Below are 10,000 nucleotides of genomic sequence, written 5' to 3'. Positions count from 1 at the left end.
GTGTAGACGAGGAGGATCGACGGGCCGGCGACGCTGATCGACTTCCCGGCGCCGAGGAAGAGGCCCGTGCCGATCGCCCCGCCGATGGCGATGAGCTGGATGTGGCGGTTGCTCAGCCCTCTGCGGAGGTGCTCGCCCGCCCCGTCGGGCGGATCGCCGCCGAGAATATCGCCGCCGAGAATCCGGGCGGGCGCCGCCGCGCCGCGTCCCTTCGCCTTCCTGCCTGTCATCTCTCCTCCTGGACCGTGGGCGCGGACCGCGCCGGTGCATGCATCGGCCGGCCCCTTCTGCGGGATGCGGCCGTCGCCGGACGAACCGCGCGCTCGACCCTATCTCACATGTGAGAAATGTCTGCTGCGGCCCGTCGCCTGCCGAGACGCACACGCCGGTAGCCTACGATTCCAGGCATACGCCCATGAGCGGACCCGGCGATCACCGGCGCACCCATTGGCCTGGCCGCTGAGGATCCATCTTCCGGCGCATCCCGCCGAAGGCTCCATGGTACGACACGAAAGCTCACAATGACGAGAATCACGATCTTCCAGCCGCATCCCGAGTGCCCTCCCGACAGGCTGGCCGAGTGGCTGCCGGACGTCGACTGCGGCACCGTCCGCCTGTGGGAGGAGCCCGTCCCGCAGGCGTCCTCGTGGGGCGACGGCGCCGTCGTGCTCGGCGGCCCCATGGGCGCCCACGATGCCGCGCGGCATCCGTGGATCGGGGATCTGGCGGAGGGACTGCGCGAGGCGGTCGGCGCGGGGCTGCCGGTGCTCGCCATCTGCCTGGGCCACCAGATCCTGGCCGCCGCCCTCGGCGGCCGAGTGAGCGTCGGCGACAGGCGCAGTCGCGAGAGGGGGGCGCAGTCGATCGTCCTGCTCGACTCGTGCGCGTGCGACCCGGTGCTCGGCCGGCTGCACGAGTCCACGGCCCTGGGCGACGGCGGCGTCATCGCCTACCAGTGCCACGACGACGCGGTCGCCGAACTCCCGGCCGGGGCCACTCTCCTGGCCAGCTCCCAAGCCTGCCCCGTCCAGGCCTTCCGCCTCGGCAACGCGCTCGGGGTGCAGTTCCACCCGGAGGCCACGCCCGAGCGGATGCTCATGTGGCGGGCGCGGGACGGCATGGCCGACCCCGGCTTCATCCGCGGCATCGAGGCGGTCGACCCGCGGGTCGCCGCCTCCGGGAGCCTCATCGTCCGCGCCTTCGCCGCCCAGTGCGCGGCGCACGAACGAGTGGCGGTCTGACGCCCGCGGGGAGCCGCGCGGAAGGCGCTTTCGAGGCCGGGAGAGGCTCAGTCCACCGGGAAGGTCAGGACGATCCGGCCGCGCTGGCCTCCCGCCTCCAGGAGGCGGTGCGCCTCGGCGGCCTGCGACGCCGGCAGGACGGGGCCCAGGCGGATGCTCAGCGTCCGAGACTCGATCAGGTCGCGCAGCCCGGCCATGGCTGCCTGGTCGGTGGCGCGCTTGCGCACGGTCAGCGGAAGAAGGGTGATGCCCCTGCCGGGGTCGTCCTGCGAGACGGGCCTCAGGATCGAGACCCGCCCGCCGTCTCGCACGGCGCCCAGGAGATCCACAGCGATCTGGGCGGTGTCGGCGACGGCGTCCACGCCGTCGGGGGCCAGGGCGCGCGCCTCGGCGACGACGTCGGCTCCCCGAGGGATGAAGTCCTCCGCCCCGAAGCCCCGGACCAGGCTTTCGTCGCCGGCGCCCGCCAGCGCGATGACGTGCAGCCCCTCGGCGTAGGCCAACTGGGTGATGTAGCCTCCCACCGATCCGGCCGCACCGGTCACGAGCACCGTCGCCCCGGGCGGGAGGGCGAGGGCGTCGAGCGAGTTCCGGGCGGTCAGAGCGTTCAAGAGGAAGGCGACCGCCTCGGAGGGCGTGGCGTTCGCGGGAGCGCGCACGGCCGAGACGGCCGGCACGACGACGGCCTCGCTGTAGCCGCCGCGGGAGCCGGAGAAGGCGACGAATGCCACGACCCGCGCTCCGACGGCCAGGTTCTCCTGCCCGCCGGACGCCCCCTCGCCGACCTCTTCGACGACTCCGCAGACGTCCATCCCGGGGACGTAGGGAGGGGTGATGCCCTCGTAGAGCGCGGCGAGCCCTGTCCACGGGTTCTCTCCCGCCGCCCGGCATGTCGTGATGCCCTCGTAGAGCGCGGCGAGCCCTCCGCTGCGGGCCATGGCGTCGACGGGGGCCACCCCCGCGGCGTCGACGCGGACGAGGATCTCCCCCGGTCCCGGACGGGGGTCGGGCAGCTCTACTTCGTGGAGGACCTCGGGGCCTCCGTATGTGTCGAATCCGATGGCGCGCATGGCGACTCCTAACTTCCGGCGGCGCACGCTCGGAGCCTCCGGTGCGCAACCGAGGGCTCCGGCGCATGCCGGAGAGGACGGTGCGCTCGAACACCGGAGACGGCGTGCCTGGCATCAGCATACGGAATCCCGCCTCGCCTGTGGGAGACCGGCGAGACGAGTCGCCGGGGCCGGCGGCGTCCCGCAGCGTTCCGGTGGATCCGACGATCCGGCGCCGCGCTGACTCCGCGGCCTTCCACGACGCCCCGCGGGGAATCCTGCAACCACCCTGTCCCGCAGAACAACCGATCGGCCTTCCACGGCATCCCGGGGGAATCCCCTAGGGTGGTGTCAGCGGGGCCGTGGCTCGTCCGCCGCCCCGCCTGAGAAGGCTCCAGGGCGCCGGACGCCGCATCGGATCGGGCCCGCGCCCCGTCGACGCCGAAGACCGATTGGAAGAAGCCAAGGAACTAGGAAGGAGCTTCGCCATGCGCGGAGTCGTCATGCACGCCCCCGGAGACGTGAGAGTCGAGGACCGGGAGCAACCGCAGATCGTCGAACCCACCGACGCGATCATCGAGGTCGCCGCAGCCTGCATCTGCGGCTCGGATCTGTGGCCCTACCGCGGGCTGGAACCCGCGGACAGCCGCCCCATGGGGCACGAGTACGTCGGGACGGTCACCGAAGTCGGCTCGGCGGTGAAGAACGTCAAGCCGGGCGACTTCGTCGTCGGCTCCTTCTGCGTCTCCGACGACACGTGCGAGATCTGCCGGAGCGGCTACCAGTCCCGCTGCGTCAACGGCGGGTTCATGAGCGACACCCAGGCTCAGTACACGCGGGTTCCGCAGGCCGACGGCACGCTGGTGGCCGTGCCCGGCGGGCGCCCCGACGACGAGGCGACCGTCGCCTCCCTGCTCGCCGCCTCGGACGTTCTGGGCACCGGATGGTTCGGCGCCGTGGCGGCCGAGGCCGGCCCGGGCAAGACCGTCGCCGTCGTGGGCGACGGCGCGGTGGGGCTCATGGCCGTCCTGGCGGCCAGCCAGCTGGGAGCCGACCGGGTCATCGCCATGTCCAGGCACGAGGACCGCGCTGCGCTGGCCCGGGAATTCGGAGCCACCGACGTCGTGGCCGAGCGCGGCGAGGAAGGCGTGGCCAAGATCAAGGAGATGACCGGCGGGCTCGGCGCGCACAGCGTCGTGGAGGCCGTGGGCACCCAGGAGTCGATGATGCAGGCGATCGGCGCCTGCCGGCCCGGCGGGCACGTGGGCTTCGTCGGCGTCTCCCACGGCGTGGAGATCCCCGGCCAACCGCTGTTCTTCGCCGAAGTGCACCTGCACGGCGGCCCGGCCCCTGTCCGCCGGTTCCTCCCCGACCTGATCGACCGGATCCTCAAGCGCGAGATCGATCCGAGCAAGGTCTTCACCATGCGCCTCCCGCTGGAGGATGCGGCCGAAGGATACAAGGCCATGGACCAGCGCCGCGCTGTCAAGGTCCTGCTCAGGCCCCGGGGATAGGAGTCTGTTCGGCCGGCTCGGCGGCCCGGGCCCGCGGACGGCCGGGAGAGGGCTCCCCCGACCCCGCGGGGCCGCTCGCCTCCCCTCAGCGGGTCGCCTCGTCGAGGGGGACCTCGGGGTCGGGCTGGCGGGTGATGCGGTTGCGCAGGTCGCGCCGGACGATCTCGATGGACCAGAGCCAGATCGCGTGGCCGAAGACCTCGGAGAGGTGCTCCTCGAGGGGCTGGTCCCACGGCGCGGGCACGGTGCCCATGGCCGGCATGGCCACGACGTGAAAGACGAACCATAGGGCCAGGCCGAACGCGGCGCCCTGCCACAGCTTGATCTGCGGGTACCTCTCGGCCGCCAGGCAGTAGAGCAGCGCGAAGAAGACGGCGAAGCCGAAGTGGACGGCGAAGGAGTAGATCGGCAGCTCGTTGCCGTTGAAGCCGACCGTCGTATGGCTCGTCTCGGGCGACACGCCCAGCTGCTGGAGCAGCTCCTGGGGAGGGTTGGTCGCGTTGCGGGCGGGGGTGCGCGGAGGGAAGGGAACCTCCCAGCCGAACTTGACGACGGCCGAGAAGAGGCCGGCGATCAAGCCGACGAGGGCCGCCACCCGGTAGCGACGGCGGGCCGGGTCGGTGACGCGGAGTGTGAGCATCGGGCTTCCTTTGCGATCGCGATTCGTGAACGTTCGCCGGGTCCCGCCCTCGCGGACCGCGGGGCCCCGGAGCGGCTGTCCGCGCCGGCGGTCCGGCCCTCCCACGCTATCGGCGCGCCCGCGAGTCGGGGTCGAAGCGCGCCGAAGCGGCGGGCGGCGGGGCCTCTCTCCCACCGGGCGATGGGACCCCTCTCCGGCCGAGCCGGCGACGGGAGGGCAGCGAGCCGGTAGTCTTCCGTCGACACCCCTTCGCTCAAAGGAACGGCATGGCTCTGGGACTCGCAGCTCTCCTCGACGACATCGCGGCGCTGGTCAAGGCCACCGCGGCCAGTCTGGACGACATCGCCGCGGGGGCGGTCAAGGCCAGCACGAAGGCCGTGGCCGTCGTCGTCGACGACACCGCCGTCACCCCGCAGTACGTGGAAGGCATCGACCCGAAGCGCGAACTGCCGATCATCAAGCGGATCGCCACCGGATCCCTCGTCAACAAGAGCGTCATCCTCGTCCTGGCGCTGCTCCTGTCGGAATTCGCGGCCTGGGGGCTGACCCCGCTCCTCATGCTCGGCGGGACGTACCTGTGCTTCGAGGGCGCGCACAAGATCTGGGACAGGCTGGCGGGCCACCGCGCCGAGGCTGCCGTCACGCAGAACGCCCAGGCGGAGGACGCCATCGTCAAAAGCGCGGTCCGCACCGACTTCATCCTGTCCGCCGAGATCATGGCGATCGCCCTCGGCGAGGTCGCCGGGGATTCCCTTCCGCTGCGCGCGGCGGCGCTGGCGATCGTCGCCGTGGTCATCACGGCCCTCGTCTACGGCGTGGTGGCGCTCCTGGTCAAGGCCGACGACGCCGGCCTCGCGCTCGCCCGCAGCGACAGCCCCTTCGCCCGGAGGGCCGGCTGCGCCGTCGTCGCGGCGATGCCCCGGGTCCTGTCCGGCATCACGGCCGTCGGCGTGGCCGCCATGCTGTGGGTGGGCGGCCATCTGCTCGTCTCCGGGGCGGCCGAACTCGGATGGCGCGCCCCGCATGACGCCGTCGCGGCGATCGCCGCCGCCGTCTCCGGCCCGGCGCCGCTGCACTGGCTCGTCGAGACGGCCTGCTCGCTCGTCGCCGGCTTCGCCTGGGGAAGCGTCTTCGTCGGCGTACAATCCGCGGTGTCGGCCATGCGCCGCGGTTCGGGGCGGACGGATCGCTGACTGCCGTATCCGATCCGCCGTTTCCCCGTCCCTCCGATCAGCTTCCCCGCCCGTTCAAGGAGAGTTCCCGTGAGCACGAACGACGCTTCGAACCACCCTCGTGCGGCCGCCCCGCCCGATCAGTCGGCGCCCCCGGCGGTCAGCGCGCCGGCCCCCGCGGAAGGCGGCGCAGCCTCGTCCGACGCCCCTGGGCAACAGCCGGGCCGGCCGATCGCGCGGGTCGGCGTCCTCCTCGACGGCGTCCGCTGGGTCGCTCCCGCCACGGACGGCGGAGAACGCCTGAACGGCCGGGAGAAGGCGATCCTGAGCGCCGACCGCGTCCTGACCGGCGGGCGCCAGGGCCGCGAGCTCGACGTCCTGGACGCAGGCGGCCTCTACATCGAGGGCACGCGCATCGCCGCGGTGGGCCGCGCCGCCGACCTGCTCGCCGCCCACCCGCACGCCCGGCACGTGAACTTCCCCGGGGCGACGCTCATGCCCGGCCTGATCGAGACCCACGCCCACCTGGCCACCTCGGGCACCGACGTGGAATATCCGGACTACGGCCCGGACGAGGTGGCCCGCCTGACCCTCAACGCGGCCGCCTCGGCGCGGGAACTGCTCAGCATCGGGGTCACGAGCGTCCAGAGCCTGGGGGCGCGCCACTACGTCGACGTCGCCCTGCGCGACGCAATCGAGGCCGGGGCCCTGCGAGGCCCGCGCGTGCTCGCCTCCGGCCCCCAGATCACCACGACCGCGGGGCATTCGTGGCAGGCGGGGGCCGAGGTGGACGGACTGGACGGCATCCGGCGCGAAGTGCGCGCGCACCACCGGCGGGGCGTGGACGTCGTGAAGGTCATGGCCACCGGGGGCTTCACCACCGACGGCTCGGCGCCGTGGTTCGCGCAGTTCTCACAAGACGAGCTGGCCGTCCTGTTCGCCGAGGCGCACCGGCTCGGCAAGCGGACCGCCGCCCACGCGCACGGGACCGAGGGCATCGAACGCGCCGTCGCGGCGGGGGTGGACTACATCGCCCACGCCTCGTTCGTCTCCCCCTCCGGGCGCAGCGTCTTCGACCCGCGGCTGGCCGACGCGATCGCGGAGGCGGGCGTCTACGTCGACACGACGAGCACCGCCGACCTTCCCGAAATCGTCCGCAGGGATGACTCCTACCGCCCTCCCGTTCGCGAGCTCCACGAGCACGGCGTGCGCATCGTCGCCGGCCACGACTCGGGCATACCCGGGGTCCCCCACCGCGCCTACGTGGCCGGCCTGGAGGCGCTCGAAGCCTTCGGCGTCCCCCGCACCGACGTGCTCATGGCCGCCACGAGCCGCGCCGCCGCCGCGATCGGCCTGGCCGGGATCACGGGCTTTCTGACGCCCGGCTACGACGCCGACGTCATCGCGGTGGCCGGCGACCCCCGCGACGGCCTGGGGGCTCTGCGCGACCTGCGCATCGTCGTCAGCCGCGGCCGCGAGTTCGCCCCCGACGCCCTGGCGCCGGTGCGAGGACTCGGCGAAGAGGTCGAAGGCGACCGCGCCGTCCTCGGCCCGGCCGTCACCCTCGCGGCGTGGCGCGAACGGGCCGCCCGCGCGGCCGCCCATCCCCGGACGTAGACCTACCGCACACGCCGTCGGCATCGGCGGACCAGGCCGGCGAACCCCCGGGAGACGAGCCCGGCTAATCCCTCCGAACGGTGGATGCTCAGCCCGCGGGGCCAGCATAGACTCTTCACGGTTCGCGGCCGACGCGAGCCGCGCACACCCCGGCGCGCGTGCGGCGCGCCGCGTACATCCAGGAGCCCACATGGCCGTTACCGCCACCGTCTTCACGACTTTGGCCTGCCTTCTCCACGTCTTCATCTTCTACATGGAGTCCCTCGCCTGGGCCGGGCCGAGGGCGCGCACGGCCTTCGGCATGACGGCGGAGCAGGCCCGCAATACGCGAGAGCTGGCCTTCAACCAGGGGTTCTACAACCTCTTCCTCGCCGTCCAAGCGGGCGTCGGCGCCCTCTCCTTCCTCCTCGGGCACCGCGGGATCGGCGCGGCCCTGATCTTCGCGGGCGCCGGCTCGATGCTCGCGGCCGCGGCCGTCCTCTTCGTCTCCTCGCCCGGCAAACGGGGCGCCGCCTCCAAACAGGGCTTCTTCCCCGCGATGGCGATCGCCTTCCTCACCGCGTCGCTCCTGACCTGATCGTCCGCGCAGCCCACGGCTCCCCGCCCCGCGGCACACACCCCTTCACTTCGCACCATCGCCCGGCGACGTGGCCGCGGCGCGGTCTCACCCATGCCGTCTTCCGGCCCTCATCACCTCCTCCAGCGCGGAAAGCCGCGCTCGTACCACCGGAGTGCCACATGCCCTTCCCCTCCCGCTCGTCCGTGGCGACGACCATGCGCTACGCAGGGTTCGTGCTCGGCGTCGCGATCGCCTTCGCAACCCTCACACTCCTAGTCGCCAGCCTCGCCCCCGGGCATTCCGTCCGGCAGGAGGGAGCGGGATTCGCCTGGGGCAATTACGGCAGCTGGATCGTGCTCGCCTCGCTGGCCGGGCTGGCGCTCTCGCTCCCTCTGGCCCCCAACGGGGCCTGCCGGATCGCCGGAGGCCTGGTCGCCTGCATCGCCCTCGCAGGATCGGTGACGCAGGTGGGGCGCATAGCGGCCGCCGCGGCCGCCAACGGAGGACGCGTCGACCCCTTCGCCGCGCTCGACCTGTCCTCGCCCGCGCACCCCGAGGCCGACGGCTGGCTCACCTACAACGTCGTCGACGGGCGCGCGATGAGGATCGGCGTGTGGAAGCCGCGCCTTCCCAAGAAGAACGCGCCGGTTCTCTACCTCGTCCACCGGGGAGGGTGGAACGACGGGATGGGCGACGCCCGCAGCAGCGGCGCCGAGGCGGACTGGTGGCGCAACCGCGGCTACCTCGTCTTCAGCGTCGAATACCGGCTGGCCAGCGCGACTTACGCGACGTGGGACAAGGCTCCGGCCGATGTGGCCTGCGGGTTGGGGTGGGTGGCGCAGCACGCCTCCGATCTGGGAGGCGACCCGAAGAGGATCGTGGTCCTCGGCGCGTCCGCCGGCGGCAATCTCGCGCTTAATCTCGGGTATCAGGCCTCCATGGGCCAGGCGCGGCCCTCGTGCGGGGTCTCGGTGCCGGTTCCAGCCGCGGTCGTCGCCTACGTCCCGATCGTCGACCCCCAGTACGTCTACGATCACGGCCAGGCCGTCGGCGGCAGGGAGACGAAGGCCCTCATCGAGAACTACATCGGCGGCAGGCCCGACCGCCACGCCGACCGCATGAGGGCGATCTCCACGGACACGTACCTGTCGCGCGACGCTCCGCGGACGCTCGTCGTCGAGCCGGAGGAGGACGGGTACGTCCCCGCGGAGAGCGTCTTCAGGTTCTGCGACCGCGCCAGGACGGCGGGTGTGAATGTGACGACCGTGAGGATGCCGGTGTACAACCACTTCTCCAGCTACGGCAACTCCCTCGCCGGGCAGGCCAACCGGTCGGTCTCCCACGCATGGCTGTCCCGGTTCCTGTGAGGGGCCGGCCGACAGCCGGTGCCGGCCCTCAAGCAGCCCGCTTGCGCGGCGGCGCGGCGCCGCCCATACTGTTCCTGGCCGTCGGACGACGCGGTCTCAGGCCGAAAGTCCCCGACGTCCTCGGTGCGTGAGCAGCGCCACCGCGCTCCGGCCCGGCCCGTCGGGAGTTTACCCTCCAGTAGTTTGGCAGTTCGGCTTCCCTCGCATATCGTTGGGGAGGTTGTCAATGGGCAGCCCGCCGCAAGCGAACGATTTGCTTTTCACCGTGCAATGTGTTTGCGGTCGATGTTCTTCACGCACACGCAAAGGAGTATCCCCGTGGGTCACGCGGTACAGCCAAACGGCGCCATCCAGGAGGTCGGAGTCGACGAGCTCTTCTTCTCCGTGACGGACGGCCGAGGCGTCATCGAGTCCTCCAACGAAGTCTTCGTCAGGCTCTCCCGGTACTCGCGCGGGGAGCTCATGACCGCCCCCCACAACATCATCCGGCACCCCGAGATGCCGGGCGCCGCCTTCAGGCTCATGTGGGACACCATCGAAGAGGGCAAGCCCTTCGCCGCCTACGTCCGCAACCTCGCCGCGGACGGCACCGAGTACGACGTGTTCGCCACCGTCACCCCCCTGCCGGGCCACCGCTACCTCTCGGTGCGCACCCGGCCGGTCCGCGACGACCTCTTCGACGCCGCCAAGGGGCTCTACACGAAGGTCCGCGCCTACGAGAACCAGCTGCTCGCCGACGGCATGAACCGCCGCACCGCGTCGCGGAAGGGAGCGGGCAGGGCCGCCGAGCTCCTGGAAGAGCTCGGCTACAACTCCTACGAGGCCCTCCAGATGGCCGCCC

The 10,000-nt window shown here is 72.3% G+C and carries 9 protein-coding genes and 1 pseudogene; 7 read left to right on the top strand and 3 right to left on the bottom strand.

Annotated elements, in window-relative coordinates; genetic code table 11:
- A pseudogene (locus tag HMPREF0043_RS11125) lies at positions 1 to 230 on the bottom strand (hypothetical protein); the annotation flags it as partial.
- Positions 231 to 521: 291 nt separating this feature from the next.
- Between HMPREF0043_RS11125 and HMPREF0043_RS06975 the strand changes: the two are divergent.
- Complete coding sequence (locus tag HMPREF0043_RS06975) at positions 522 to 1,241, top strand: type 1 glutamine amidotransferase (RefSeq protein WP_021602288.1); 720 nt, start codon at positions 522 to 524, stop codon at positions 1,239 to 1,241.
- A 47-nt stretch (positions 1,242 to 1,288) separates the two neighbouring features.
- Here the strand turns inward: HMPREF0043_RS06975 and HMPREF0043_RS06970 are convergent, their stop codons facing one another.
- On the bottom strand, positions 1,289 to 2,311 hold the full coding sequence (locus HMPREF0043_RS06970; protein ID WP_021602287.1) for an NADP-dependent oxidoreductase: 1,023 nt from the start codon (positions 2,309 to 2,311) through the stop codon (positions 1,289 to 1,291).
- A gap of 467 nt (positions 2,312 to 2,778) precedes the next feature.
- On the opposite strand from HMPREF0043_RS06970, the gene HMPREF0043_RS06965 reads away from it, so the two are divergent.
- Positions 2,779 to 3,804 carry a zinc-dependent alcohol dehydrogenase family protein gene (locus HMPREF0043_RS06965; RefSeq protein ID WP_021602286.1) on the top strand — a complete coding sequence of 342 codons (1,026 nt, stop codon included), beginning with the start codon at positions 2,779 to 2,781 and terminating at the stop codon, positions 3,802 to 3,804.
- A gap of 85 nt (positions 3,805 to 3,889) precedes the next feature.
- On the opposite strand, the gene HMPREF0043_RS06960 is transcribed toward HMPREF0043_RS06965, so the two are convergent.
- Positions 3,890 to 4,444: a YagU family protein gene (locus tag HMPREF0043_RS06960; RefSeq protein ID WP_021602285.1), complete on the bottom strand. Its 555-nt coding sequence runs from the start codon at positions 4,442 to 4,444 to the stop codon at positions 3,890 to 3,892.
- A gap of 266 nt (positions 4,445 to 4,710) precedes the next feature.
- Between HMPREF0043_RS06960 and HMPREF0043_RS06955 the strand changes: the two genes are divergently transcribed.
- From HMPREF0043_RS06955 to HMPREF0043_RS10255, 5 genes are all read left to right on the top strand, one after another.
- The gene (locus tag HMPREF0043_RS06955) at positions 4,711 to 5,637 is read left to right on the top strand and encodes a DUF808 domain-containing protein (protein WP_021602284.1); all 927 of its coding nucleotides are present in this window, start codon (positions 4,711 to 4,713) and stop codon (positions 5,635 to 5,637) included.
- Positions 5,638 to 5,706: 69 nt separating this feature from the next.
- Positions 5,707 to 7,233 carry an amidohydrolase family protein gene (locus HMPREF0043_RS06950; protein WP_021602283.1) on the top strand — a complete coding sequence of 509 codons (1,527 nt, stop codon included), beginning with the start codon at positions 5,707 to 5,709 and terminating at the stop codon, positions 7,231 to 7,233.
- A gap of 190 nt (positions 7,234 to 7,423) precedes the next feature.
- Positions 7,424 to 7,810 (top strand): DUF1304 domain-containing protein, encoded by a 387-nt coding sequence (locus tag HMPREF0043_RS06945; RefSeq protein WP_021602282.1) that lies wholly within the window; start codon positions 7,424 to 7,426, stop codon positions 7,808 to 7,810.
- 161 nt (positions 7,811 to 7,971) lie between these two features.
- Positions 7,972 to 9,159, top strand: a complete 1,188-nt coding sequence (locus tag HMPREF0043_RS06940) for an alpha/beta hydrolase (RefSeq protein ID WP_021602281.1) — start codon at positions 7,972 to 7,974, stop codon at positions 9,157 to 9,159.
- Between the two features lie 318 nt (positions 9,160 to 9,477).
- On the top strand, positions 9,478 to 10,000 hold a 523-nt coding region (locus tag HMPREF0043_RS10255), incomplete at its 3' end, for a PAS domain-containing protein (RefSeq protein WP_232206072.1).

This window comes from Actinobaculum sp. oral taxon 183 str. F0552 (genome assembly GCF_000466165.1).
GTDB lineage: Bacteria > Actinomycetota > Actinomycetes > Actinomycetales > Actinomycetaceae > Peptidiphaga.
Note: the sequence above shows the minus strand (reverse complement) of the source record. Positions and strands in the feature narration are given on the sequence as shown.

What these genes read in the sequence shown, in the direction of transcription:
- HMPREF0043_RS06970 (WP_021602287.1), bottom strand. Translation starts at nt 2,311, where the DNA reads ATGCGCGCCATCGGATTCGACACATACGGAGGCCCCGAGGTCCTCCAC.
- HMPREF0043_RS06940 (WP_021602281.1), top strand. Translation starts at nt 7,972, where the DNA reads ATGCCCTTCCCCTCCCGCTCGTCCGTGGCGACGACCATGCGCTACGCA.
- HMPREF0043_RS06955 (WP_021602284.1), top strand. Translation starts at nt 4,711, where the DNA reads ATGGCTCTGGGACTCGCAGCTCTCCTCGACGACATCGCGGCGCTGGTC.
- HMPREF0043_RS06975 (WP_021602288.1), top strand. Translation starts at nt 522, where the DNA reads ATGACGAGAATCACGATCTTCCAGCCGCATCCCGAGTGCCCTCCCGAC.
- HMPREF0043_RS06965 (WP_021602286.1), top strand. Translation starts at nt 2,779, where the DNA reads ATGCGCGGAGTCGTCATGCACGCCCCCGGAGACGTGAGAGTCGAGGAC.
- HMPREF0043_RS06945 (WP_021602282.1), top strand. Translation starts at nt 7,424, where the DNA reads ATGGCCGTTACCGCCACCGTCTTCACGACTTTGGCCTGCCTTCTCCAC.
- HMPREF0043_RS06960 (WP_021602285.1), bottom strand. Translation starts at nt 4,444, where the DNA reads ATGCTCACACTCCGCGTCACCGACCCGGCCCGCCGTCGCTACCGGGTG.